General features: G+C 65.4%; 20 protein-coding genes. 7 read left to right on the forward strand and 13 right to left on the reverse strand.

Annotated elements, in window-relative coordinates:
- Positions 1–63 precede the first annotated feature (63 nt).
- From B5J99_RS04245 to B5J99_RS04255, 3 genes are all read left to right on the forward strand, one after another.
- Positions 64–708, forward strand: a complete 645-nt coding sequence (locus tag B5J99_RS04245) for a glutathione S-transferase family protein (RefSeq protein ID WP_117351590.1) — start codon at positions 64–66, stop codon at positions 706–708.
- Entirely contained in the window at positions 705–1,124 is a 420-nt protein-coding gene (locus tag B5J99_RS04250; protein ID WP_117351592.1) for a GFA family protein, read from the forward strand. Before B5J99_RS04245 ends, B5J99_RS04250 begins: the two co-directional genes overlap by 4 nt.
- A 196-nt stretch (positions 1,125–1,320) precedes the next feature.
- The gene (locus B5J99_RS04255; RefSeq protein ID WP_245991738.1) at positions 1,321–3,354 is read left to right on the forward strand and encodes a DUF3857 domain-containing protein; all 2,034 of its coding nucleotides are present in this window, start codon (positions 1,321–1,323) and stop codon (positions 3,352–3,354) included.
- 31 nt (positions 3,355–3,385) lie between these two features.
- Here B5J99_RS04255 and B5J99_RS04260 read toward each other — a convergent pair whose 3' ends face one another.
- On the reverse strand, positions 3,386–4,027 hold the full coding sequence (locus tag B5J99_RS04260; RefSeq protein WP_117351593.1) for an ankyrin repeat domain-containing protein: 642 nt from the start codon (positions 4,025–4,027) through the stop codon (positions 3,386–3,388).
- Positions 4,028–4,125: 98 nt separating this feature from the next.
- Between B5J99_RS04260 and B5J99_RS04265 the strand changes: the two genes are divergently transcribed.
- From B5J99_RS04265 to B5J99_RS19480, 4 genes are read left to right on the forward strand one after another with little or no spacing between them, the layout of a single operon-like run.
- A complete protein-coding gene (locus tag B5J99_RS04265; RefSeq protein ID WP_117351595.1) occupies positions 4,126–4,749 on the forward strand; it encodes an SCO family protein in 624 nt (207 codons plus the stop codon).
- Complete coding sequence (locus tag B5J99_RS04270) at positions 4,749–5,207, forward strand: YcgN family cysteine cluster protein (RefSeq protein WP_054135815.1); 459 nt, start codon at positions 4,749–4,751, stop codon at positions 5,205–5,207. Before B5J99_RS04265 ends, B5J99_RS04270 begins: the two co-directional genes overlap by 1 nt.
- Positions 5,204–5,974 carry a M48 family metallopeptidase gene (locus B5J99_RS04275; protein WP_245991739.1) on the forward strand — a complete coding sequence of 257 codons (771 nt, stop codon included), beginning with the start codon at positions 5,204–5,206 and terminating at the stop codon, positions 5,972–5,974. The genes B5J99_RS04270 and B5J99_RS04275 overlap by 4 nt, the downstream gene beginning before the upstream one ends.
- 22 nt (positions 5,975–5,996) lie before the next feature.
- Complete coding sequence (locus B5J99_RS19480; protein WP_162892447.1) at positions 5,997–6,575, forward strand: hypothetical protein; 579 nt, start codon at positions 5,997–5,999, stop codon at positions 6,573–6,575.
- Here the strand turns inward: B5J99_RS19480 and B5J99_RS04280 are convergent.
- The 12 genes from B5J99_RS04280 to B5J99_RS04335 all read right to left on the reverse strand — a co-directional run bounded on the left by B5J99_RS04280 (position 6,572) and on the right by B5J99_RS04335 (position 25,265).
- On the reverse strand, positions 6,572–6,871 hold the full coding sequence (locus B5J99_RS04280; RefSeq protein ID WP_117351598.1) for a type II toxin-antitoxin system RelE/ParE family toxin: 300 nt from the start codon (positions 6,869–6,871) through the stop codon (positions 6,572–6,574). The genes B5J99_RS19480 and B5J99_RS04280 overlap by 4 nt on opposite strands.
- Positions 6,871–7,134: a CopG family ribbon-helix-helix protein gene (locus B5J99_RS04285; protein ID WP_117351600.1), complete on the reverse strand. Its 264-nt coding sequence runs from the start codon at positions 7,132–7,134 to the stop codon at positions 6,871–6,873. Before B5J99_RS04285 ends, B5J99_RS04280 begins: the two co-directional genes overlap by 1 nt.
- 57 nt (positions 7,135–7,191) lie before the next feature.
- The gene (locus B5J99_RS04290) at positions 7,192–10,866 is read right to left on the reverse strand and encodes an SDR family oxidoreductase (RefSeq protein WP_117351602.1); all 3,675 of its coding nucleotides are present in this window, start codon (positions 10,864–10,866) and stop codon (positions 7,192–7,194) included.
- A gap of 43 nt (positions 10,867–10,909) precedes the next feature.
- Positions 10,910–16,366 (reverse strand): AMP-binding protein, encoded by a 5,457-nt coding sequence (locus B5J99_RS04295; protein WP_281273077.1) that lies wholly within the window; start codon positions 16,364–16,366, stop codon positions 10,910–10,912.
- A 238-nt stretch (positions 16,367–16,604) separates the two neighbouring features.
- Positions 16,605–17,684: a serine hydrolase gene (locus B5J99_RS04300; RefSeq protein WP_117351606.1), complete on the reverse strand. Its 1,080-nt coding sequence runs from the start codon at positions 17,682–17,684 to the stop codon at positions 16,605–16,607.
- 177 nt (positions 17,685–17,861) lie between these two features.
- A complete protein-coding gene (gene nadB, locus B5J99_RS04305) occupies positions 17,862–19,454 on the reverse strand; it encodes an L-aspartate oxidase (protein WP_117351607.1) in 1,593 nt (530 codons plus the stop codon).
- Positions 19,454–20,011 (reverse strand): hypothetical protein, encoded by a 558-nt coding sequence (locus B5J99_RS04310; protein ID WP_117351609.1) that lies wholly within the window; start codon positions 20,009–20,011, stop codon positions 19,454–19,456. Before B5J99_RS04310 ends, nadB begins: the two co-directional genes overlap by 1 nt.
- Entirely contained in the window at positions 20,008–20,943 is a 936-nt protein-coding gene (locus B5J99_RS04315; RefSeq protein WP_054135724.1) for an ABC transporter ATP-binding protein, read from the reverse strand. Before B5J99_RS04315 ends, B5J99_RS04310 begins: the two co-directional genes overlap by 4 nt.
- A gap of 141 nt (positions 20,944–21,084) precedes the next feature.
- Positions 21,085–21,612: a CarD family transcriptional regulator gene (locus B5J99_RS04320; RefSeq protein WP_054135725.1), complete on the reverse strand. Its 528-nt coding sequence runs from the start codon at positions 21,610–21,612 to the stop codon at positions 21,085–21,087.
- Positions 21,613–21,930: 318 nt separating this feature from the next.
- Complete coding sequence (gene fdxA, locus B5J99_RS04325; RefSeq protein ID WP_054135726.1) at positions 21,931–22,269, reverse strand: ferredoxin FdxA; 339 nt, start codon at positions 22,267–22,269, stop codon at positions 21,931–21,933.
- Between the two features lie 133 nt (positions 22,270–22,402).
- Entirely contained in the window at positions 22,403–22,711 is a 309-nt protein-coding gene (locus tag B5J99_RS04330) for an RNA-binding S4 domain-containing protein (RefSeq protein WP_211337875.1), read from the reverse strand.
- Positions 22,704–25,265: a helicase-related protein gene (locus B5J99_RS04335; RefSeq protein ID WP_117351611.1), complete on the reverse strand. Its 2,562-nt coding sequence runs from the start codon at positions 25,263–25,265 to the stop codon at positions 22,704–22,706. Before B5J99_RS04335 ends, B5J99_RS04330 begins: the two co-directional genes overlap by 8 nt.
- Positions 25,266–25,325 lie beyond the last annotated feature (60 nt).

Below are 25,325 nucleotides of genomic sequence, written 5' to 3' on the forward strand. Positions count from 1 at the left end.
TGGCGCGGCTCTTTGTTCGTGCTATGTTCCACCTGTAGCCGATTCGGAACAAGGGGATGAACGATGAGCAGCCTGATTTTCTATACCAACCCATGGTCGCGCGGACAGATCGCGCGGTGGATGCTTGAGGAAGCAGGGGCGGCGTACGAGCAGCACATCGTCGAATACGGGCCTCAGATGAAGGGTGCGGCGTATCGCGCCATCAACCCGATGGGCAAGGTTCCCGCGATCGTCCATAATGGCAAGGTCGTCACCGAGTGCGCCGCGATCTGTGCGTATCTGGCAGAGGCCTTTCCCGAAGCAGGGCTCGCCCCGCTGCCGGACGAACGCGCCGATTATTATCGCTGGATGTTCTTTGGCGCCGGTCCGCTCGAACAGGCGATCATCAACCATTCGATGGGCTGGGAAAGTCCCGAGGACAAGCAGGCGATGCTGGGTTACGGCACCTATCAGCTGGCGGCGGACACGCTGGCAGACTGGCTGGAAGACCGCGATTACATCTGCGGCGAGCGCTTCACCGCGGCGGATGTCTATGTCGGGGCGCAGGTCGACTGGGGCCAGGCCTTTGGCACGCTGCCTGCTCTGCCTGCGTTTGCCGCTTATGCCGACCGGCTGCGGGCCCGCCCGGCCTATCAGCGCGCCAAGGCGGTCGACAATGCGCTGATCGAGGCGGCCAAGGCGGCCGTGAGCGAAGGCGCTTCGGCATGAGCCGCGCGGAAGGCGGATGCCATTGCGGCGCTGTGCGCTTTGCGGTCGATAGCGCGGGCGACACCGAGCCATCGCCCCGCACCGCCCTGTGCCATTGCGCGGATTGCCGCCGCTGCGCGGGCGCGCCTGCGGTCGGATGGACCGCAGTGGCCAGCTCGACCTTTACGGTGTTGCAGGGCACGCCTGCGGTCTACCGGTCGTCCGAGCTTGCCGAGCGTAGCTTCTGCCCACAGTGCGGCACCGGCCTGTTCTATATCAACGAAACCGTGCTGCCCGGGCTGGTCGACATCCAGACCGCGACATTCGATGACCCGGAAGCTTTTCCGGCGATGGCGCACATCCAGATGGCGGACGCGATCGGCTGGATGAAGACTGCGCACGACCTTCCGAAGTTCGATCGGTTCCCGGAGTTTTAGCGACGGCTATTTACCTTCAATTCGGGGCAATGATCGAACTAAAACGCGCAGACCGTTCACTATCGGCATGCGCAACCGCGCACGCATGAACCAACGGGATGTCGCCTTCGGGCGACACCGTCTGACAGAACGCTCTATCGACTTGTAATCGATCGCACTGTGGCTTCTTATACGGCCGGGCAACGATGGAGCAGCTGTGCGTAATTCGGTTTTTGTCGGTTGTGTTCTGCTGGCTGCGGCTCAGCCGGCGCTGGCGCAAAAGGATCAGGTCAAGCGTGGTCCCGAACCCGACTGGGTCCGTCAGTCCGAGCTCGCCGCGGTTCCCGAAGACGCTGCCGGTGCCGTTTTCGTTCGCCGCCAGGATGTGTGGTTGCACCTCGACACCAAGGGGCAGCAGCAATATCTGGGCTACCGGATCAAGCTGCTGCATTCCAACGCGCTGCAGCTTGGCAATCTGGCCATCTCGTGGAATCCGCAGGCCGGCGCGCCCGTCGTGCACACCATCAAGGTGCACCGCGACGGCGAAGTCATCGACGCGCTGAAGTCAGGAACCTTCGAGATCCTGCGCCGCGAAGATCAGCTCGAAGCCGCCAGCCTCGATGGCGTGCTGACCGCGGTCCTGCGGGTTGCAGATTTGCGGGTGGGCGACGAGCTCGAGTTCGCAACGACGATCCCGGTCGCCGATCCCACGCTGGGTTCGGCGACCTCAGGCCTGTTGACGCTGGCGCCCAGCCTGCCATCGGGTCGCTATCGCATGGGTCTGAGCTGGATCGACGGGCAGGAGCCCCGGATCAGCATGACCGAAGACTTCAAGGCGGTGGCGCGGGTATCCGAACGCGGGGTCGAACTCGATTTCGACGATCCGCCGGTCATGACCGAGATCAAGGACGCGCCATGGCGCTACCAGTGGCAGCGGGTGCTCGAATTCAGCGATTATCCCGACTGGAACGCCATCTCGCAACATTTCGCGCCGCTGTACGCCGCCGCCGCCAAGCTGCCCGCGGACTCACCGATCCGCCAGGAGGCGGCGCGCATTGCCGCGGCTCATGCCAGCCCGGGCGACAGGGCGCAGGCGGCGCTGCGGCTGGTGCAGAAGGACGTGCGGTACATCTATGTCGGACTCGACGGCGGCAACCTGACCCCGGCGACCGCAGAGGATACCTGGAAGCGCCGCTATGGCGATTGCAAGGGCAAGACCGCGCTGCTGCTGGCGCTGCTGAACGAGCTGGGCATTCAGGCTGAACCGGTTCTCGCCAACAATACGGGCCTGGATGACGGCATCGACCAGCGGCTGCCCAGCCCGGGCCTGTTCGACCATGTGCTGGTGCGCGCAACGATCGGCGACGAGCAGCTTTATCTCGATGGGACCCTGCCCGACGTGATCGCCGCCGACACGCAGCCGTTCCTGCCCTATCGCTGGGTGCTGCCGCTGACGACTGCGGGCGCCTCGATCGAGCCGCTGGCTTGGAAACCGGCAAACCGTCCACAGGAAATCTCGCTGTACGAAATCGACGCAACCGAGGGGTTTGATGCGCCCGCGCAGATACACAACACGATCATCACCCGCGGGCTGGATGGCCTCAAGCAGCATTTCCAGTATTCCGCGATTGCCCCGGCCCAGCTTCAGGCGGCGCTCAGCCAGCAGCTTGTCGGAGAGACGTGGCAGTCCATCGACAAGGTCGCGTGGCGCTATGATCGCAAGGCGCAGGCCAGCATCCTGACGATCAGCGGCAAGGGCATGGTCGACTGGAGAAACGACGGTGACGGCGCGCGTTCGACACCCCTGCCCGGCGGCGGTTTCAACCCGCCCGATCGCCGCATCCGACCCGCCGGACAGGACCAGGGCCTGCCCTACGCCAATTCTCCGGGGTACACCTGCCATGTCACGACGGTCCGTTTGCCCAGGACCGCGTCGGAAAAGCACTGGTCGTTCAAATCAGGCTTCGACACCCGGATTTTCGGCAGGAACTACTATCGCGTGTTCGGTATCGGCGATGGCGCCATCCGGATGATCCGCAGTTCACGCACCGAACGGATCGAGATCGATGCCGAGACGGCGCGCACCGACAACGACCGCATTGCCAAGTTCGACAACTCGATGGGCTATGTCTTCTACGATCCGGCGGGCGTCGACATGCCGCCGTCACGCGCAAAGCCGGTGCCTGCGACCTACGACATCGACTGGACCGCAGACAATGTTCCCTGCCTGTCTGCAGATACTGCGCCGTGACTGCCGAAGCAGTGGCAATGGAACCCCGGTATCACCCCGTCGGGCCGAACACCTTGGGGGTTTCGGCGCCTTGCTTGCGCTCCTTGTCGCTGGAGGTGATCGCCTCCAGAATTTGCGGGTTGCGGAAGTCGCCCTTGGCATAATCGCGCGCCGATTGGCCTGCGATCGTGTCCTGCTTGTCAGGGTTGGCGCCATTCTTGAGCAGCAGCCGCACCATCGCCAGATCGCGCAATTGCACCGCGCGGATCAGCGCGGTCTCGCCCGAATTGTTGGGGTCATCCACCTTGGCCTTGCGGCTGAGCAGCGTTTCGGCGCCGTCGACAAAGCGCAGCGTGGTCGCCACCATCAGCGGGGTCACGCCGTTCTTGTCGCGCGCATTGGGGTTGGCGCCGCGCTGCAGTAGAAAGCCCATCCAAGTGAGGTCGCGCCGCGCGGTGACAATATGCAGCGCGGTCTCGCCGGTGCTCAGGTCCTTGGTGTTGACGACGGTGCTGCCCGGATCGTTGAGCGCCTTGGTGGCCTTGTCGCCATCACGGTCGCGCACTGCCTTGAGGAAATTGTAGCTGTCGGAAAACTGGGCGCTGGCCGCGGCCGGTACCAGCAGGGCCAGCGCCGCGAGGGCGGCGATCCACAGGCGGGAAAGGCTATTGTATCGGGCTGTCACAGGTTGCATCGTCCTTGAAAACTTGCGCCGGGGATGCGGCCAATGGACCCACGGACCGCCAAGCCCCCTTGAAAGCGGCTGCATAGCAGAGCACAGACAAACCTGTCATGAACAAAACCCCCAACCTCGCTCCCGCCCTCATCCCCGCAATCGCCATCGCGCTTGCCCTGTCCGCCGCGCTTGGCGGCTGTTCGGGCGCAGCGCCCAAGCCCGAGGCGCCGCTGGAAGGCGCACGCATCGGCGGCGCCTTCACGCTGACCAATCAGGATGGCAAGACGGTCAAGGATACCGATTTTGCCGGCCAGCACCGCATCGTCTATTTCGGCTACAGCTATTGCCCCGATGTCTGCCCGGTCGACCTGCAGAAGATCGCGGCGGGCTTTGCGCTGTTCGAAAAGCAGCAGCCCGAGCGCGCGGCGAAGATCCAGCCGCTGTTCATCACCATCGACCCCGAGCGCGACACGCCCGCGGTGCTCAAGCAATATGTCGGCGCGTTCCATCCGCGGCTGATCGGGCTCACGGGCACGCCCGCGCAGATCAAGAGCGTCGCCGATGCGTATCTGGTGATGTACAAGGCGCAAAAGCCAGTCGGTGCCGATGCCAAGGGCTATCTGGTCGATCACAGCCGCCAGGCGTATCTGATGGGGCCCAAGGGCGAGCCGATCGCGCTGCTTCCCTATGACGGCAGCCCCGAGCAGATCGCTGCCGAAATCGACAAATGGACGGCCTGATGGCGGCTGGCCGCCAGACCTCCCAAAACGACGCGCCCTTTTGGGAACAACCGCTGGCGAGCCTCGACCGCGCACAATGGGAAGCCTTGTGCGATGGCTGCGGCAAGTGCTGCCTGCACAAGGTGGAGGATGAGGACACGGGCCGCATCCACCCCACCAACGTCGCTTGCCGCCTGCTCGACACCCGCACCGCGCGCTGCTCCGATTACCGCCACCGCCGCGCGCTGGTGCCCGATTGCCTGAGGCTGACGCGCGGCAATGTCGGATCAATCAGCTGGCTGCCCTCGACCTGCGCCTACAATCTGCGCGCGCAGGGCCTGCCGCTGCCCGACTGGCACCATCTGCTGACCGGCAGCCAGGCCGCAATGCATGCTGGCGGGCATTCGGTGGTCGGCAAGGTCATCTCGGAAGTGCACGCCGGGCCGATAGAGAACCACATCATCGAGACGGAGCTGTGAGCGCGACCCGCAGGATGGCGGCCCCGATCGCGCGGTTGTTTGCCCGCAAGCCTGCGCCCGCATCGCCCGAGGCGCCCGGGCGGCTGACGATCGGCGAACGCGAGTATGCGCTGGTCATCCGCCGTCATGCGCGTGCGCACAACATCCGGCTCCGCACCGATCCCGCCAGGGGCGCGCTGCTGATCACGCTGCCCGGCCATGCCCGGCTGGGCGAGGCGATCGCCTTTGCCCGCGCGCAGGCCGACTGGATCGAGGCGAGCTTCGCCAAGGCCGGCGCGCATGTCGCGATCGAACCGGGGGCGCTGATCCCCTATCGCGGCACAGAGCACCGAATCGACTGGGATGCACGCCATGGCCGCAGGGTAAGCATCGCCGATGGCACGATCCGGCTGGGCGGCGCAGCGGACCTGATCGACACCCGCCTCACCCGCTGGCTCAAGGCCGAGGCCAAGCGCCTGTGCGCTGCGGACCTCGCCGATTACTGCGCCCGCGCGGGCGTCCCTGCCCCGTCGCTTGCGATCAGCAACGCCGCGCGCCGCTGGGGCAGCTGCTCGGCTAACGGCACGATCCGCATCAACTGGCGGCTGGTGATGGCGCCCGACGAGGTTCGCCGCTCGGTCGTCGCGCACGAGGTTGCGCATTTGAAACACATGAACCACAGCGCGGACTTTTACGCCTGGCTCGACCACCTCTTCGAAGGCGACCGCAAGGACGCCGACAGCTGGCTGAAAGCGTATGGCCGCGGACTGTATTTGGTGGGGACTTAAAGGTCTGAGTTGGTTGAGATTGATGCGGCCGAAACCGAATTTTTTCACGAACGAATTTCTATATTTCGGAAAAGCTCACGTCTATTCTACACGAATGGCACAAGATTCGACTCGGACATTCATTGGTATAATGGCAGTCATTGTACTCGGATCAATATACGCCTTCAGCTTTGCCACAGTTGCTGCAATGAGTCAGCCATCGGCGGCGGATAGAGCTGCCGATAACGAAATCAGCCAAGGGGCGAATCCCACAAGATCAACCACTATGGGTCCGGTTTGTTGGGCTGCGATATTGGAGAGCATCAGCGAAATCGGCAAACGCTGCATACAAGAGGAAAGCCCTGCTTTCCGCGCAGCCCTTGACGAGGACATCGCTCGTCTAGATGCCAAGTTTCTCGCCAATGGATGGACGCCAGACGGGTTGGAGCGCTTCAAGGTGCAAATGGGTGAAAGAGACAGGCCGGTTGGGGAACTGTGCAGCAACAAGGATGCCTTGGCATTTTATCAGGGACTAACCAAATCACTGCCAGCCGCCATTCACGAAACGACCAATGAAATGCTGGCACGGCCTGGGCGTCCAGAATGGGGAACCTGTCTTTAGTCCGGCCACCCATCCTCGCGCCAATCGCGCGACGTATGGATGACACGCAGGATTGCCACCGTCCGGCCATCATCCGCCATCGTGTAGGCGATGATATAGGGAAACCGTCGCACCGATTTTTCGTATGTACCGGTGATCCGACCTGGATAACCGGTCGCGAATTCGCCCAATTGCTCGCCGGTCCTCTGTATGGCGCGCCCCACCCTTGCGGCCGCCTCAGGATCATCGTCAGCGATATGACGGAGCGCTGTGAGATAATCGGCCTGCGCCCGCTCCGACCAGACCACCCGCCGCATCAGCGTTTTGCTCTGGCCTGGCGTGCTTCCGCGATGATGGCCTCGGCCTCTGCGACGACCTGCTCATGCAGGACAACTCGGCCCGCTTCCACATCGGCAAGCCCCTGCTGGATGCCTTCGATAATCTCCAGCTCCCGATCCACATAGGCAGAGACGGCAGCAGCGGCGAGATAGGAGCGGCTGCGGTCGGTGCCCTTGGCCAGGCGCGAGAGCTTGTCGCTCACTTCCAATGGTACACGGATCGTCATGGTTGTGCTGTTCATCGCGCCACCTTTGTGTTCATGTGTACACACACTAGCACAACCATAGATCAATCACAATCACACCGTCATCGAAGTCCCCCGGTAGATCCGCGCGCGATACCGTGAATCCTGCGCGTCGGGAAGCGGGGCGCCGACCAGCAGCACGGCGCGGGCGAAGCGCTTGAGCTCTTCCTGATGCTCCACCGCGTTGCGCGGTTCTTCGGAGCGGATGCGACGGGTGAGGTTGATCTGGTTGGTGGGCACATCGTGCACCAGCCGCTCGTTTTCCACCGCCAGCGTTGCGGTGAACGCGTGCAGCGTCGTCTTGACGAAGTTGGCGAGCGCGAATGCAGGCCCGCTCTGGCCGAAGGGCACATCGGGCGAGACCAGCACCAGCTGGCACCCATCATAGAGCGAGGCCTTGCGGGCGATGCGGAAATGGTGGGTCAGGTTCTCCTCGCACAGGTCCCTGAATTCTGCAGGGTCGAGCATCGCGCCGTCATCGAACAACCGGTCGGGCAGGCCCGCCATCGGCGTCGAGACGACCGTGGTGGGCCGCCCGAAGTCGGTCAGCGCCGTATCCATCGCGCCTTCGATGTCCGCGCCGCATACGCGCACCGTCACCTTGTCGGCGACCTCCGCGTCCAGCATGGCAAGCACGCCTGCGCCGCCGGCCTCGGTCCGGGTCAGCAGCACCATCCGCGCCACGCCCAGGCCGCCGATCAGATGGTTGGCCGTCTCGGCGATGTAATCGGCCAGATGCTCGCCGATGACCCACACGGTGGTGCCCTTCATCCGGTCGAGCCGCTCCTGCTTGGGGCTGCCGAACATCTCGCGCTCGGTATAGGAGCGTTCGACGCTGAGCCCGCCCGAGGGCATGAACGTCTCGCCGCTGACCGCGCGGTCCGCGAGATAGAACACGGTGGCCTGGGCCACTTCGCTTTCCTTGGGCATCGCGCCCAGATGCAGCTGCGAGAGCACGCCGCGCCCGACCTTGTCGGCTTCCTTGCCGATGCGATCCTGGGGAAGGTACGGCATGTCATCGGGCGGCGTGACCATCAGCCAGCCGGTGAGGCCATCGGCGGTGCCGCTGCGCTCCTGCCAGTCGGCATTCTGCAACAGATATCCCGCCGAGCGCAGCCGCGCGAGCAGCCGTCCGGCAATCTCGGGGGTGAGCAGATAGCGGTCCCAGGTGCAGATGCCGTCGCCCTCGCGCGCGAGTTCGAGACACAGCAGCCGCAGCGGGTCGGGGGTCGAACGGTCGTGGCTGAGATAGCCGGTATCGTTGCGCGCCAGACGCCCGAGCACATGCGTCACCTCCGCACCCTCGCGGATCGATTCGATGACGGCGGCATAGATCGCGTTCAGCCGCTTGTTCTCGAGGATCAGGCGCGCGCGGCGCAGGAAGAGGCCTGGCTTGCCGCCGGTACCCGAGAGACGGTCGCCGTCGACCGGGCCGGGCGCGATCGCGTTGACCTGGATTTCGGGGCCGAGAAAGCGCGAGAAGCTTTCGACCATCGCGCGCTGGCCCGCCTTCGACACCGCATAATCGGCGCGGTTGGGATAGGCGACGGCAAGGAACTTCTCGCCGCCGAAATAGCTCGAGACATTGAGGATATAACCCGATCCCTGGCGTTTCATGATCGGCACGACATAGTGCATCAGCAGATAGTTGCTGATCAGGTTCGCATCGAGCGTCCAGCGCCAGGTGTCGAGCGGCATGTCGATGACCATGTCCTCGGCGCCCGCGACACCGGCGTTGTTGATCAGATAATCGATCCGGCCGAACTCTTCCATCGTGGCATCGGCGGCGCGGCGCAGCGAATCGAAATCGCTGACATCGACATTGGCGATGAACTTGATCCGCCGTTCGACGCCCGAGAAACCGACATCCTGCAATTCGCCGACGATACGCTCGCGCGCGGCCTCGAGCTCGCTCTCGCGCCGGGCGACCATCATCACCTTGGCGCCCGCCAGCGCGAGCAACCGCGCGACCTGGCCGCCGATACCGGCGGAGCCTCCGGTGATCAAAGCGACCTTGCCCAGATGCAGCCCGGTGATGTTCTCGGCAAAGCCCAGCATCGCCTTGCGCGCGCCGGTTTCCTCACCGATGTTGGCGGGCAGGTACAGCGAGGTTTCGGTGATCTTCTGTTCCTTGAACACGATCCGCGTGGCGTGCCCGGCAGCAAAGCGGATATTGTCTTCCTCCGCGTTGGTATAGCGGATGATCTGGTTGCCCCAGACCGCGCGCTGCTGGCGGCCGTGCAGCGCCTCGACCCGCGATTCGTCGCGCCAGATGGTGATCAACTGCGCGATCGCAGCGGTCATGATCCGCCCGAAGCGGTCGCCATTGCCATCGGTGGGCGACGACATGAAGACGTAGCGCGGATCCTGCAGCAGATCGGTGCGCTGCTTCCAGTAGCGCGCCAGCGTTCGGGCAAGCGCGATCGCGCCCGACAGCTCGATATCGAGCAGCAGATCGACATCGGCATCGGTCGCGCCCGCCAGCGTTGCGGAGAACAGGTTGGATGCCTTGACCGGCAGGATGATCGCGCTGTTGATCGGGCCGTGCGCATCGGAAAAGGCGCGCAGTACCGCCTCCATGCCATCGGGTTCGGCGCGGTTGAAGCGCATGATGTCGATGCCATCGCCCAGATTCTGCGCGCGCACCCGTGCCTCGGCCTGCGCAACATCGACCTGCCGCGTCAGCCCCAGCAGCACGCGCGCGCCCTGCAGCAGCTGAATCCGCGCGATCTCGAGCGCGTCTTCCCATTGTTCGCCCGCCGCGATCAGCACGCTGAGCCCGGTGCCGTCGAGCGATCGCATCGATGGGCGGGTCATATAGGTCGATCGCGAATCCTTGCGCACTTCCATGCCATGGGTGACGTCGATCTCGTTGCCGTTGAGCGCGGAGGACTCGTCGCTGGCGAGGAACAGGCAGGCATCGGCGATATCGCCGGGCACCGGCAGCGTCTTGGCGGGCTTGGCGCCGCCCATTGCGCGCTTCAGCGACATGCGGCCCATGAAATAGTCCGCCGTGGCACCGTCGCCCTCGCCCTGCAATTTGTCCATCGAGGCGAAGACGGTGCGGATGCGCTCGCTTTCGATCGGGCCGGGGAACACGGTGTTGACGCGGATGCCCTCGGCTCCGAGCTCCTTGGCGAGCTCCTGGCTGAGCGCGTTCAGTGCCGCCTTGGGCACCACATAGGCCGTGCGGCCATGATAGCGGGTGTGCGCGAAGATGGTCGAAATGTTGATCACCGATCCGCCCGCCGGCATGATCGGGGCCGCAGCCCGGGTCAGGTTCCAGCTGACGCCGAGCAGATTGCGCATCGCGTCGGCGACGGTTTCGGTGTCGCCATTGGCCTCCATCTCGGCCTTGGTCAGCGGCACGTTCTCGAGCGTTTGGCGAGGCCCTGCAGAGCCCGCATTGTTGACCAGCACGTCGATCCGGCCCAGTGCCGCCTTGACCTCGCCCATCGCCGCGCGGACCGAATCGGGATCGCCGCCATCAAGGATGACGGTGAACACGCGCGCCTCGTCGACCCCGGTCTCGGAGAGCAGTGCCGCCTTGGCCGCCTCGAGCCGTTCGGCCGTGCGCCCGGTCATCACCAGGGTCGCGCCCTCGCCGATGAAGCGGCGGATGATCGCGCCGCCAAGATTGCCCGCAGCCCCGGTGACCAGGGCCACCTTGCCTGCCAGCCTGCCGTCAGTTGCGCCTGCTTTGGTCGCTTTGCTCTTGCTGCTTGTCATGTCGGTATTCCTCTGCCGCGCCGTGTCCGGCGGCTTATGTCTTTCAGATGTCGCCCAAAATGTCCTGAGACGCGGCCCAGTATTCGAGCAGCTCGTCCCGGCTGCGCAGGCCCATCGCAGGCAGCGCGTGGTTGACCACATAGGTCGCGCCGGTGTGGCGGTTGTCCCACATCGCCTGATGCGCCTCGGGCAGCCCGTCCCAGTCGACCACCTGTGGCTCGGTGACACTGAGCAGCCCGCCTGCGATCATGTTGTTCATCATCGTCACCTCGTGCGCGTTGCACAAATGGGTGCCGAAGATGCTGGCGGTGGGCATGATAATCCGGCGCTGCCGCGTCCACACCTGCGGCGCGTAGAAGGTGTAGCGGCGGCCCGCCATCTCCTCGGCATAGACCACGCGCCCGCCGAACGGCTTGACCAGCGAGGTCGAGACCCCCAGCGAATCCTGCCCGGCACGCTCGATCACCAGATCGGGCACCCCGCGCGGGTTCCCGGGCGAACTCAGGATGCGCCCGACCGCGGTGCCGAACGGCTTCATCGTATGCTGCTGATAGCTGCGCACGCCTTCCTTGAACCGTTCGATATCCGTGCGGGCATCGGGCAGGCGTGGCAGGCTGTCGGGCCAGAGGAATTCGCTGTCGCGGCGCTTCAGCCCTTCGAGGCTGATGATGCCCTCGACCGATTCCTCGAGCCCCAAGGATTGCAGGAACTCGCGCTGGCCGTCGGTGGTGGTGACGATGACGGTGCGCGCCTTGTACAATCGCGTCGCCTCGATCATCTCGAGCCCCAAGGGATCGGCCAGATCGCGGCTGCCGGGGCCGTAATAGAGCAGCACCGATTCGCCGCCGCGCAATTGCGCACGGGCCAGCATCTCCGATGGCGAGGCGCTGCCGGTCTTGCCCATGAAGGCGAAGTGATAGCCCGACGATGCGCCGTAGAACGCCAATGTGCCGTTTTCCTCGAGCAGCTGGAAGCTGCGCGGGAAGGCGGTCTCGCCTGCGTGGCTGACCACGAAATCGGCGAGCGATCCATCGTTGATAGCCCGGTATTCGTCGAGCAGCACCGATCCGTCCGCCTCCCATGCGCGCGCGGCATCGGGATCGTCGGGGACCGCGGTGAACAATGCGGCAAAACGCGGGTCCTTGCGGTTGAGCGCGCCGACCGCACCCTGTTCCTTGACGAAGTCCGCGCGGTCCTCGCTCGAGACAAGCCCGGTTGCCTTGAGCCCCGACTTGATGCTGCTCTTGAGCGCATCGAGCCCGGTGCCGGTGGCCGACCCTTCGACGAAGATCGTCTTGCCGGGCACGATCTGCAGTGTGGTGAACAGGCAGCGGGTGATCGTGCCGAGGTTGAGCACATAGGACCCCGCCTGTTCCAGCGTCAGATCGGGCGGTACGCGGTGAAGCTGCGGCCCCTGGACGTTGAGGAACTGCGCGTGGCTGCCGGTCTTGGTCTCGTAGCCCTGGATCGCGAAGCCTGCGAACATCGGATCGTCGCCCGCCTGCGGTGACAAGAGGTCCGAGGTGCCCGAATAGACGACGACCATGTCGCCGACGCGCAAGCGGCCCTCGCTTTTGACCTCGCTGCCCAATGCGGCGACCAGCGCCAGCCCGCCCGATCCGGTGATCTGGACGTCTTCGTCATGACTGTCGAAGGGCGAGACCGGGATGCCGGTGAGCGCCCAGATGTCGTTGAAGTTGACCTCGCTGGTCAGCATATAGACCAGCGCCTCGTTGGGCTCGGGCGCCACGACCGCCACGATATGCTCGCGCTCATGGGACGCCGGAGGCCCGAAGCGTGGGCTCCCGGTGTCGGGGTCGCGGCTGATGCCGAAGGCGAGCTGCTTGTGCGGGATCGCGGTAACGCCCGGATAGAAGGGCGCGCCGACCGGCAGCAATTGGCCAGATGCGATCATCTCGGCCTTGTTCGCCTCATGCTCGCTGTCGATCCACACCCCGTTGCGGCGCACGGGCAGAGGCGGGCTCTGCTTGTCCATGAACTGGCGGATGCCGGTCTTGCCGCCATCGGGATCGATGATCGCTTCGGCGAAATGTTCGCCCTCGCGCTTGAGGCCCGCGGCCATGCCCTGCGTCCAGCCGGTGCGCACCGCGTCGAGCGCACGGCGCCCCGCTTCGCCGCGTCCGGCCCATTCGAGCTGCTTGAGGATGCGCTGGAGGAACGGGTCCTCGAGCACGGCATCGAGATCGATATGCGCGGGGTTGGCCCAGCGCTTGGTCATCGCCTTGCGGTCGGCAAACGCCTTGCCCAGCGGGCTTTCGGGCCCGTGCCGCGCAAATTCGCGCACCATGCCATGCGCGAGCGACAACACATCGTTCGAGGCATCCGCCACCTGTTCGATCGCGCCGATCTCGAGCGCCTCTTCGGCACTGATCGCCCGCCCGCCGAGGATCAGATCGAGCGCATCGCGCAGGCCCTCGCCCGCGCGGCGTTCGGCGAGCAGCCGCGGCAGACGCTGCGTGCCGCCATAGCCGGGGAGCAACCTGAGGTTGATCTCGGGCTGACCGAAGCGCGCGACGGGCTCGGCAATGCGGTAATGACAGGCGAGCGCGAACTCCATCCCGCCGCCCAAAGCCACGCCCTGGATCGCCGCGATGCACGGCTTGCCCATCATCTCGATCCTGGAAAACGCGAGCTGCGCATTATTGGGCAGCACGCCGGCTTCCTCGACGGTGTTCACCTCCTCGAGCATCTGGCGGATATCCGCGCCCGCGACGAACGAGGCGGTGCCCTGGCCTGTAAACACCACCGCGATGACATCGTCCTTGCGCGCAAGGTGCTCGACCACGATCACGAGTTCGTCGATCGCGCGTTCGTTGAGCGCGTTGACCGGGGCATTGGTGACGGTGACCGTCGCGACCCGCTTGCCGTCTCCCAGCTGGTTGTACTGGATCAGGAAATAGCGGTAGCGCTCAAACAGCGCCTGTTCCTCCGACAATTGCTGTTTACGCCGCCAGGTGGCGACCGCGGTTTGCAGCGCGTCGATGCTATCCGGGTTGCGCAGCGTCGAGGTGTCGCCGATCTCGCCACCCTCGACGATCGCGCGCACCATCCGGCGCATGTACTTGCCCGAACGGGTCTCGGGAAATTCCGACACCTCCAGGAAATCCGACGGCACCGCGACCGCGCCCTTTTCGGTGCGGACCAGATCGGTGAGCCGGCGGCGGTCGTCCTGGGTCAGCCTGCGGCCCGCAACAGCGGTGACGAACGCGATCGGCGTCGCGCCCTTTTCGCGGTGCGGCGCGCCGACGACGAGCACATTGCCCACCGGCGAATTGGGATCGAGCGTCTTGTCGCGCAGGATCGCGCCTTCGATTTCCTCGGTGCCGATGCGGTGGCCCGAGACGTTGATGACATCGTCCGATCTGCCATGCAGCGAGAACGATCCGTCCTCGTGGCGGATGGCGAAATCCCCCTGGGTATAGGCCCAGGTGCCGCGCCAGCGCTCCCAATAGGTGCTCGAATAGCGGCCCGAATCACCCCGCCAGTCGGGATTGACCCGGACACCGCCCGACGTCGAGTCCAGCGTGAACCTGTCGGTATCGCCCCAGATGGTGCGGGTGAGATACGGGTACGGTAGCGCGATGACGATCTCGCCCTTCTCGCCGTTCTTGGCGCGACGCCATGGCACGCCGCCGGCACTCACGCGCACCAGCCCGAAATCGGCCTCGGGCGCGTCCGCGTCCTCGACCCACACATCGCCGACGATCCACGGCAGCGGATAGGTGTGCGCGTCAGCGCGCAGCGGGAAATCGGTATTGCCGTAGAAATGCGTCCAGGCAATGCCGCCATGCTCGGTCGCCCAATAGCTGTTGATGTACCAAGGCGTCACATGCTCCATCGCGAACGCCTGCACCGATGGCGAGGTGGGTTCGGCGCAGAAGGTCGCGACCTTGAGCGACGACATGTCGTAATTCTGGATGTCCTTGAGGTTCTCGGGATCCTGCATCACGCTCTTGAGGAAGGTGACGCCGGCCTTGAAGATCTGCACCTTGTGCCGCTCGATGATCGAAGCAAAGCGCCCCGCATGCGGGAAGACCGGCGACCCTTCGGTGATGATCGTGGTCACGCGGCACAGCAGCGATCCTGCGATGAGATAGCTTTGGCCGGTGATCCAGCCCGGATCGGCCACGACGAACATGACATCGCCTGGCGACGCATCGAACGCCACCGGCATCGTCGCGGCAACGCCCGCGCAATAGCCGCCATGCACGTGCACCACGCCCTTGGGCTTTCCGGTCGATCCCGAGGTATAAATGATGAAATTGGGGTATTCCGAATCGACTGGCAGCGGGCGCGATGCCGCCCAGATCGCGCGGACGAAATCCGCGTCATCCAGCGCCAGCAGCGCGGCCTCGTCGGCGACATCGATCCCAAGCGCGCGCGCGGCATCGAGGATTTGCCCGCTCGCCTTTGTGGTGAGATCATGGCTCCAGTGATCGCGGCCTGCGTTCCACACCAGATCGGGCTGCGCAGTGTGGCGCACCACCACCACCGCATCGACGCGCGGCGGCGAATCGACCAAAGCCGAGGCGATCGCCATGCGCAGGTTTGCGGCCTGTGCAGCGGACATGCCCGAGCCCTGCGCCAGATCATCGAGCGCGCGGCCCACGCCGCGCATGACATCGGAACGCTCGACGGTCACCTCGCCATCGAGCAGCTCGGTGACCGCATCGGTGATCCGCTCGCGCGCAGCCGTATCGGCTCCTGAAGCGGGATCATCCAGCGCGGCTGCGAGCAGCTGCATCGCGGTGCCGACACCGATGAAATTGTCGAGTGCCGGGTCGGTATAGCTCGTCTTGAACGGCACCATCTGCGCGTTGCGATAGCTGCCATCGGCGGTGATCACTATGCGGGCACCGGCGTCGGCGATGCGGTCGGACAATGTCTTGTCGCTGAACCCGCCGAACACCGGCGTGTAGATGATCCCAGCGCGCTTGGCGCCCTCGGTCCAGTAGATCTGCGCGGGGATGCTCGGCATGTTGAGCGCGATGCGGTCACCCGCCTTGAGGCCCAGCGCGGCCAGCGCCAGCGAACACTTGGCGCTTTCCAGCATCAGGTGCTTGCGGCTGACCGGGTAGCAATCGACCGGGCCGCCGCGACCGTTGTCGCTCGACATGTTCCAGCGATCGCCCTCGAAGATCAGGGCAGTCTCGGCACCATGGCCTGCGAGCACATGCCGGTCGACCTCGTTGAACCCGCTGTTGGTGAACGCGCCTTCGAACCAGCGCCAGTTGGGCGCATCATCGGCGTTGAGGCCGCGCGCCCAGGGCATGTAATCCTGGCCGAGGTCGAGGCTGCGCGCCGCGCCGGTCGCGGCATCCCAGCCTGTCCACGCGTTGGCCTCGCGGTCGAAATACCCCCAGGCGCCAAGCTCGGGCAGGTACCAGCAGATCGCCGATCGCGCCTGATCGCCATGGAAGGCGCCCGGATCTGCGACGCAGGCATTGCGCATGGCATTCCAGCTGGCCGAGTCGGTCAACGGGTTGCTGCGCGGAGGAATGGCGGGGGCGGCCACGGGAACCAGAGCCGTCAGCGGACGGGCCTGAACAGGCGGAAAACGGGAATAGAAGGCATGAGTTCGCAGCTCTCCTGCCGGTCCGGTCCCTAGCGATTCCCAAATCGCATGAGGTCGGCTTCGGCGAACGAAACAAATGTCTCCCGCCGTTCAGATAACATATTGTTTCAAGAAGCGGTAGAGGCCGTCTGCCCCATCACGATCAGCGTTGGTGCCAGCGCCCCACTGCGCGGCTCACCGCCTGCATGAGCTGCATCCGCGCAGGGATGCCTGCAGTGGTTTCCCCCAGCATGACCGCTACGGCATAGCGGGTTCCGTCGGGCGCGGTCATGATGCCGACGTCGTTGTATCCGGTGGAAACCGGCGGCAGATCCTGCCCCGTCCCGGTCTTGTGCAGGAACTGCCAGCCCGCAGGAACGCCCGCTTTCAGCCGATTGGGCCCGCTGCGGGTGCGGCCAAGCGTGTCGAGCATCAGACGGGTCGAGTTCTGCGAGAGCAATTCGCCACGCGCCAGCCGGGCCAGCGCATTGACGATGCCTTCCGGGCTCGCGCCATCGATCGGATCGGCGACATAGGCGGATAACAGGCTGCGGCGCCGGTCGAGCGGCACGCGTTCGCGCGCGGCCTGGAAGGCGCGTCCGGCCGAAAGGCTCTGCCGCCATTCGACGCCCGCGATCCCGCTCTGCAGCAGTCGCTCGCCGGGGCCGAAGCGGATGCTCGACAGGCCCTTGCGGCGCAGGAAATCGTTGACCACGCCGGGCCCGCCCGCGGTGCGCAGCAGCGCATCGTTCGCGCTGTTATCGCTCGCGGTCAGCGCTTCGTTGATCAGCGTGCGCACGGTCTCGCGCACGGTGCCTTCGCGCGCCACGCGGGCCGCCAGCGGCTGGTGGAACAGGGTGAGGTCTTCCGGGGTGATCGTCACCTCGGTATCGAGCGAAAGCTCGCCGCGATCGACCTTTTCGAGCACCGCCATGGTCACCCACAGCTTCGAGACGCTCTGCTGTGGAAACAGCTCGCCGCCGCGGTGGCCGACCACCCAGTCGCCATCGATCCGCCGCACCGCAATCCCTGTCTTGCCCGGGAAGCTGCGCCACAACTGCGCCAGCTCGTCGCGCAAGCCCTGCGGTACGACGTTCGTCGCGCGCGGCGCAAGCGGCGGCGGCACCGGCTGGACGCGCGCGGGCGCAGGCGCCGGACGCGGCTGCGCGACCTGCCGTGGCGTGGAGACGCAGGCAGCAAGCGCGGCTGTAGCGAGGAACAGGGACAGCGTGCGGGCGAACATGCGGCGGCTTTCTGATCGGATTTCGTGTTGGCATCAGGGTTGCACACCCCCGATGTACCGCCCGTGAAGCGATCTAGCCGCAGGTTCCCGCGCACAGGCACGTTTTGCGGTGAATGAGTCGCTGGGCGCGGTGAATGGCCTGGTTATCGCCCCTCCCGCTTGTGGAAGGGGAGAGTGTCAGGGCACCAGCACCGTGTCCACCGCCACCGGCAGCGTGTCCGGAAAATCGCTGTTGAAGTGGAGCCCCCGGCTTTCCTTGCGCTCGAGCGCGCAGCGGACGATCAGGTCGGCGACCTCGATCAGGTTGCGCAACTCGACCAGGTCGGGGGTGACACGGAAGTTGCCGTAATATTCCTCGACCTCGCTGCGCAGCAGCTCGATGCGGTGGCGCGCGCGTTCCAGCCTTTTGGTGGTGCGCACGATGCCGACATAGTCCCACATGAAGCGGCGGATCTCGCGCCAGTTGTACTGGACGACGACCTCCTCGTCCGAATCGGTCACCCGGCTTTCATCCCAGGGAAGGATCGCAGGCGGCGGGCCCAGCTCGTCCCAGTGCTCGATGATGTCGGTGGCGGCAGCATCGCCGAAGACGAAGCATTCGAGCAGGCTGTTGGATGCAAGCCGGTTGGCGCCGTGCAGCCCCGACTGGCTGACCTCTCCGGCCGCATACAGCCCGGGCAGATCGGTGCGGCCCTGAAGGTCGATCAGCACTCCTCCACAGGTGTAATGCTGCGCAGGCACCACCGGGATCGGATCGCGGGTGATGTCGATGCCAAGGCCCAGCAGCTTGTCGTAGATCGTCGGGAAATGCCCCTTCACAAAGTCGGCAGGCTGGTGGCTGATATCGAGATGGACGTAGTCGAGCCCCAGCCGCTTGATCTCGTGGTCTATCGCGCGCGCGACGACATCGCGCGGGGCAAGCTCCAGCCTGGGGTCGAAATCGCCCATGAAGCGATAGCCAGTCTCTGGGATCAGCAGATGCCCACCCTCTCCGCGCACCGCCTCGGTGATCAGGAAGTTCTTGACCTCCAGATTGTACAGGCAGGTCGGGTGGAACTGCATGAATTCCATGTTGGAGACGCGCGCGCCTGCGCGCCAGGCCATGGCGATGCCATCGCCGGTGGCGCCCCTGGGGGCGGTCGAAAACAGGTACGTCCGCCCTGCTCCGCCGCTCGCCAGCAAGGTGGCGCGCGCGGTCAGCGCCTCGACATGGCCGGTCGCGCGGTTGAGCGCATAACAGCCCCAGATGCGCTTGTCGCCGGTGGGGCTGGCGCAGTGCCGGTCGGCGATCAGGTCGATCGCGACCATGTCGGGCATCAGCGTGATGTTGGGGTTGGCCAGTGCCGCGCGTTCGAGCGCCTGCTGCACCGCCCAGCCGGTGGCGTCATCGACATGCACGATCCGCCGATGGCTGTGCCCGCCCTCGCGGGTGAGATGCAGGTCATCGGCATGGTCGCCGCCGCCGCCGTTGCGGTTGAACGGCACGCCCAGGTCGACGAGGTGCTGGATAGCGGCAGGTGCATTCTCGACCACGAATTCGACCGTCTCGCGGCTGTTGAGCCCTGCGCCTGCGACCATCGTGTCGTCGATATGGTTGTCGAACGAATCGCCCTCTTCGAGCACCGCGGCGATGCCGCCCTGCGCCCAGGCGGTCGATCCACCCGAAATGTCGCCCTTGGCCAGCACCAGCACCCGGCAATGCCGCGCGAGGCTCAAGGCAGCGGTCAGTCCCGCCGCGCCCGAGCCGATGATCAGGACGTCATGTTGCATCAGCGATAACCACATGTGAGGAGGGAGCGATCCGGGGCGTCAGGGCTGGCCTGCAGATTGACGAACAATTCATACCCGTCCGGAGGACCAAGCGATACATCCTGGTTGATTTCGACCGGGAAGCCGCCCCTTCGCAGCGCGGAAAACGCAGCGGGCGGCGGAACGGCAAATTCGAAACTGAGGTCGCCCGGATCGCCGCCTTCTGGAAATGTCTGATGAATGGCGTGGAGCGGCAGCCCGAGCATCGTGCCGGATACGCGAACGCTGAACGCCGTCCAGCCATCGTGCCGTGTCATTTCGATTCGTCCAAAATGACCAGCCAGCGAGGGTGGCGCATCTATTTTGCCCGGCCGCAAATGCTTGTCGGGGTCGATAACGGCTTGAGGATCGACCACCACCATGGCTTGAAGAAATCGCGCCGTTTCCGGCCCGGGCCGGCACATTGCAGGATCTTCAAAAGCAAGCAGGCCATCCAGAACCGCCGGCCCCGCCATCTGCCGCTCGGCGCAGCCGGAGAGAAGCGCAGCACCCATTGCGATCGCCGCAATCCGTTTCACGCCACCGCCTTGGTGAGGTTGAGGAACACGTCCTCGAGATCGGGCTCGCGGGTCGAGACGTCGACGATGCCATAGCCTGCCTCGCGCACCCGGCTCATCACCTGCCCCGCGTTGAGCCTGTCCTTGCTGTAGCCGATCTCGACCATCCGGTCGGTGAGCTTGCTGACCTTGTCGAACGCCGGGTCTGCGGGAAGCGCGGCGATATCCTGGTCAAGCGTCAGCACGATGAGCTTGTCGCGCGCCATGCCGACCATTTCGGCGGTGGGTTTGTTGGCGATCAGCCTGCCGTGGTTGATGATCGCGATCCGGTCGCACAGCTCCTCGGCCTCTTCGAGGTAATGCGTGGTGAGCACGATGGTGACGCCTGCGCGGTTCAATTCGCGCACATAGTCCCACAGTTGCTGGCGCAGATCGATGTCGACGCCCGCGGTGGGTTCGTCGAGCACCAGGATCGGCGGGGAATGCACCATCGCCTTGGCCACCAGCAGCCGCCGCTTCATGCCGCCGGACAGCGTGCGGGCATAGGCATCGGCCTTGTCCTCGAGCCGCACCGCGCGCAGCAGCTCTGCCGTACGCCGGTGCGCCTTGGGCACGCCGAACAGCCCGGCTTGAAGCTCGAGCGCTTCGGCAGGCGTGAAGAACGGATCGAACACGATTTCCTGCGGCACGATACCGATCGACGCCTTGGCGTTGCGCGGATTGGCGTCGATGTCGAAGCCCCAGATGCTGGCAGAGCCCGAGGTCTTGCGGACCATGCCCGACAGGATGTTGATGAGGGTGGACTTGCCCGCGCCGTTGGGGCCCAGCAGGCCGAAGATCTGGCCGCGCGGGACATCGAAGCTCACACCGTCCAGCGCCAGCTTGTCGGGGGCCTTGCCTGCGCCTTTGTAGATCTTGCGCAGATTGTCGATCGAGATGGCAGCCTGGGTCACGGCAAGCGGATTAGCCGCTCGGGTTACGTTGCGCAAAGGGAAAGGTGGAAGCGCGGCAACCGAAACGAAATATGCAGGCCGCACGCAGCCTGCATATTTCGAAAACCGGTCACCAGCCGATCAAGCCGGTGCGAAACCGCTTTATTCGGCGACTTCGTAATATTGCGGCGCTGCCTCGTTGAGGATCTCGAGGATCTTCTTCAGAGCGGCAGGCTCGTCGGTCTTTTCCATCGCGGCCAGTTCACGCGCGAGGCGGCTAGAGGCCGCTTCGAAGATCTGGCGCTCGGAATAGCTCTGCTCGGGCTGGTCGTCCGGGCGGAACAGGTCGCGGGTCACTTCGGCAATCGACACGAGGTCGCCCGAATTGATCTTCGCTTCATATTCCTGGGCACGGCGCGACCACATGGTGCGCTTGACCTTGGGCTTGCTTTTCAGCGTTTCCATCGCCTCGCGCAGCGTCTTGTCAGACGACAGCTTGCGCATGCCGATGCTTTCAACCTTGTTGACCGGAACGCGAAGGGTCATGCGTTCCTTTTCGAAGCGCAGCACGTACAGCTCGAGCTGCATGCCGGCAATTTCTTCCTTCTGAAGCTCCACAACACGGCCGACACCGTGCTTGGGATACACCACATAATCGCCTACATCAAAAGACAGCGCTTTGGCGGCCATTCAAAAACCTTTCTCAATTCAGGGGAAGCGGGAGCCTTTTCGAACCTGCGATCCTGCCGTCCGAACGGAATCTCCTCGAATATGTGCCGAAAGCGGGACACCAACACAGTGCCGCACTGCAGCACTGATGGGCGCTGCTTAACAGATTCGTCACAAAATAGCCACCCTGTAATGGCCATTCCGGACCCAAATGGGGTCTCGCAGGCCCAAAAACAAGCGGCGCCGGACGCGAGGACGCGCCCGACGCTACGGAATGTGAGAACGATTGCAGGCGATCAGGCCGCCCGAAGGCTCCCCGCCGACCGAGTGTCTACGTGCTCAGTCGCCCTCGCCGGGTTCGGGCGAGAAGAAAGCCTCGTACTTGCCGTCCTTGCCCTTGTACTCATCGGCGTCAGCGGGCGATTCCCGCTTGACGGTGATGTTGGGCCATTCGGCACTGAACTTGGTGTTGAGCTCGAGCCACTTTTCCAGGCCGTCCTCGGTATCGGGAAGGATCGCTTCGGCCGGGCATTCGGGTTCGCACACGCCGCAGTCGATGCACTCGCTGGGGTTGATCACCAGCATGTTCTCGCCTTCATAGAAGCAGTCCACGGGGCATACTTCCACGCAGTCCATGTATTTGCACTTGATGCAGGCGTCGGTGACTACATAGGTCATCGGCTGTGATCGCTCCCCTGAGTGGTTTGCCGGGCATCTCTCGCCCGTCTGGCATGGTGATTCTGCTGGCCTTGCTATTGCGATAGGCAGGTGGCGTCAATATCGCGCTGCCTCGGGCGGACATAGCCAGGCTTTATCCGGCGGCGCGCCGGTCCTCGGGCTCGCGATAGCAGGCCATCGCCTCTTCGGCAGGGCCACGACGCCAGGGCAGATGGTCGATCTGCAGCACCAGCACGCGCGAACCCTGGGGGACGGTAAGGATGTCGCCGCAGCGCACCGCGTGATGCGCCTTGACCACCCGGGTGCCGTTGGCCCGGATCACGCCCTGTTCGGCCAGCGACTTGCCCTGCGACCGGCTGCGCACCAGCCGCAGATACCACAATAGCACATCCATCCGCATATGCCCGCCCGCACCCGAGCCCGATCCACCCGTTTCAGCCAATCGCCACCTTCCATTGTGCCAGTGCCGCAAAATGTCCGTCGGGCCTGGGCGGGGGTGCCGCCTCGACCGCCTTTTTCCGCCCCAGACCGCGCCAGCGCCACAGCGCCGCAGCATCGGCTCCGCCCGCCGCCGCGCCATCGCGGCGAAAGCCTGCCGCGCGCATCAGCCGCTCGGTGTTGGCGGCGGTCAGCCCCATCGAGATCGCCAGCGCAGGATCGATGACAAAGCTCGCCGCCTGGCCGCGCCGGTCGTGCGCGGCGCGGATCAGCTTTTCGGCCATGTCGACGCGCAGCGCCTGATCGCCCACCAGCCGATAGGCCGGGTGACCGCCAGCCGGCAGCGAGCCTGCCGGGACCACCGTGCGCAGCGCGGCGACCTGCGCATCTCCCGGCGGCGGCAGGGGTTCGCCCGCCTGCACCGCGCGCACCAGGCCAAGCTGCCGCTGGCAATCGGGTCGGATCATCGCGGCGCAGAACACGTCGAGGCTGCCCAGCCGCACCCCCAGCCGCTGCAGCACCTGCCGCGCGGCAGGATCCAGCGCGCTGATCAGCCCATCGGCCTGCACTCGCGGCATCGCGCCGCCTGCATCGACCAGCTGCACCAGCAGCGCGCGCAGCGGCCCGGAGCAGCGCTTGTCCTCGGCCGCGCGGGCCAGCGCGCGCACTGGCGCCAGCGGCGTTCCCAGTTGCGCCTCGAGCCAGGCCGCGACGTGTGCCAGCAGCGCCTCGTGATCGGCACGCGGCAGCGCCTCGAGCGCACGGTCGGGCTGGAACTTCGGCTGGGCGAGCGAGGCACCGCGCACGATCTGCCCGATCCGCTGCCCGCGCCACAGCAATGCGGGGCGCGCCTTGTCATCGGCTGCGATGGCAAGGCTGCCGGGCACATCGCCGATCAGCTCGCGCGCGCGCCTGGCCAGCAGCCCCGGCAGATGCCGGTCCGCTGCGGCGAGCAGCAGCTTGCGGTCCGCCAGCCGCGCCTGTGCGTCGACGACAAAGGCAAAGCCGTTCAACTTGCCGATCGGCTCGCCATCGACGCAGATCGCATCCCCCTCTTCCAGCGTCACCGGCAGCAGCGAGGCATCGCCGCCAAGGCCACGCAACAGCACGGCGGTGCGCCGGTCGACGAACCTTTGCGCCAGCGCCTTGTGCAGCGCATCGGACAGGCGCTCCTCTACCGCACGGGTGCGGCCTGCCATTTCCGCCGGATCGGCAAGCCAGTCGCGGCGCTGCGCGACATAGGCCCAGGTGCGGATCGCCGCGATGCGCGCGCCCAATTTCTCGACATCGCCCTGCACCTGATCGAGATCGGCGATACGCCGGGCGATGAAGTCCGCCGGGATATGCCCTTTTCCCTGCCCCAGATGCTGCCAGAGCTGGGCGACGAAACTGGCGTGATGCTCCGCCCCGCGATGCTGGAAATCGGGCAGGCTGCACACCGACCAAAAGCGCCGCACCGCGGCTGTCCCGCGCACGCTGGCGCCGACATTGGGATCATCGGCAAGCCGCCGCAGCACCGCAAGATCGATCGCCTCGGGCGCGGGTTTGAGCACCGGGCTGGAGGGCAAGCGTTCCAGATCGGCGATCAGGTGCCCCAGGCTGTCAAAGCGCGGCGCAGAATCGCGCCAGAACAAAGATTTGAGCGGCGGGAACTGGTGCTGCTCGATCCGCTCGATCTCTTCGTCGCTGAACTGCGCATCGGCGCGGCCCGCGACCGATCCGAAGGTGCCGTCGCGCTGATGCCGCCCGGCGCGCCCGGCGATCTGCGCCATTTCGGGCAGAGTCAGCCGCCGCCGCCGCGCGCCGTCATATTTGTACAACGAGGCGAACGCGACATGCTCGACATCCATGTTGAGCCCCATGCCGATCGCATCAGTGGCGACGAGATAATCGACCTCGCCGGCCTGATACATCGCCACCTGCGCGTTGCGCGTCGCGGGGCTCAAGGCGCCCATCACCACCGCAGCGCCGCCGCGGAAACGGCGCAGCATCTCGGCAACCGCATAGACCTCCTCGGCGGAGAACGCGACGATCGCGCTGCGCGGCGGCAGCCGCGAGAGCTTCTTGATCCCGGCATAACTCAACGTCGAAAAGCGCGGGCGGGTGATGATCTCGGCATCGGGCACCAGCGTGCGCACCATGGGAGCCAGCGCTTCGGACCCCAGGATCATCGTCTCGTCGCGGCCACGCGCGTTGAGGATACGGTCGGTGAAGACGTGCCCGCGCTCGGGATGTGCGCCAAGCTGTGCCTCGTCGATCGCGACGAAGGCGAAATCGCGCCCGTCCTGCAGCGGCATGCTTTCGGCGGTGGAGAGGAACCAGCGCGCGCCCGGCGGGACGATGCGCTCTTCCCCGGTGACCAATGCGACCTCCTTGGGCCCCTTGATCGCGACCACCCGGTCATAGACCTCGCGCGCCAGCAGGCGGAGCGGAAAGCCGATCAGGCCGCTGGAGTGCGCGCTCATCCGCTCGATGGCAAGATGGGTCTTGCCGGTATTGGTCGGTCCCAGCACGGCAGTCACGGAGCCCTGCGCAGATCGGGACGAAAATCGGGTCATGGGAGCAGCCTCCACGCCTTACATCATGGCCGCCTCGCCAAGTTGCAAGCCCCATTCGGC

The organism is Blastomonas fulva (assembly GCF_003431825.1).
Taxonomy (GTDB): Bacteria; Pseudomonadota; Alphaproteobacteria; order Sphingomonadales; family Sphingomonadaceae; genus Blastomonas; species Blastomonas fulva.

What these genes read in the sequence shown, in the direction of transcription:
- B5J99_RS04270 (WP_054135815.1), top strand. Translation starts at nt 4,749, where the DNA reads ATGGCGGCTGGCCGCCAGACCTCCCAAAACGACGCGCCCTTTTGGGAA.
- B5J99_RS04265 (WP_117351595.1), top strand. Translation starts at nt 4,126, where the DNA reads ATGAACAAAACCCCCAACCTCGCTCCCGCCCTCATCCCCGCAATCGCC.
- B5J99_RS04320 (WP_054135725.1), bottom strand. Translation starts at nt 21,612, where the DNA reads ATGGCCGCCAAAGCGCTGTCTTTTGATGTAGGCGATTATGTGGTGTAT.
- B5J99_RS04335 (WP_117351611.1), bottom strand. Translation starts at nt 25,265, where the DNA reads ATGACCCGATTTTCGTCCCGATCTGCGCAGGGCTCCGTGACTGCCGTG.
- B5J99_RS04285 (WP_117351600.1), bottom strand. Translation starts at nt 7,134, where the DNA reads ATGAACAGCACAACCATGACGATCCGTGTACCATTGGAAGTGAGCGAC.
- nadB (WP_117351607.1), bottom strand. Translation starts at nt 19,454, where the DNA reads ATGCAACATGACGTCCTGATCATCGGCTCGGGCGCGGCGGGACTGACC.
- B5J99_RS04260 (WP_117351593.1), bottom strand. Translation starts at nt 4,027, where the DNA reads ATGCAACCTGTGACAGCCCGATACAATAGCCTTTCCCGCCTGTGGATC.
- fdxA (WP_054135726.1), bottom strand. Translation starts at nt 22,269, where the DNA reads ATGACCTATGTAGTCACCGACGCCTGCATCAAGTGCAAATACATGGAC.
- B5J99_RS04290 (WP_117351602.1), bottom strand. Translation starts at nt 10,866, where the DNA reads ATGACAAGCAGCAAGAGCAAAGCGACCAAAGCAGGCGCAACTGACGGC.
- B5J99_RS04250 (WP_117351592.1), top strand. Translation starts at nt 705, where the DNA reads ATGAGCCGCGCGGAAGGCGGATGCCATTGCGGCGCTGTGCGCTTTGCG.
- B5J99_RS04300 (WP_117351606.1), bottom strand. Translation starts at nt 17,684, where the DNA reads ATGTTCGCCCGCACGCTGTCCCTGTTCCTCGCTACAGCCGCGCTTGCT.
- B5J99_RS04280 (WP_117351598.1), bottom strand. Translation starts at nt 6,871, where the DNA reads ATGCGGCGGGTGGTCTGGTCGGAGCGGGCGCAGGCCGATTATCTCACA.
- B5J99_RS19480 (WP_162892447.1), top strand. Translation starts at nt 5,997, where the DNA reads ATGCGGCCGAAACCGAATTTTTTCACGAACGAATTTCTATATTTCGGA.
- B5J99_RS04245 (WP_117351590.1), top strand. Translation starts at nt 64, where the DNA reads ATGAGCAGCCTGATTTTCTATACCAACCCATGGTCGCGCGGACAGATC.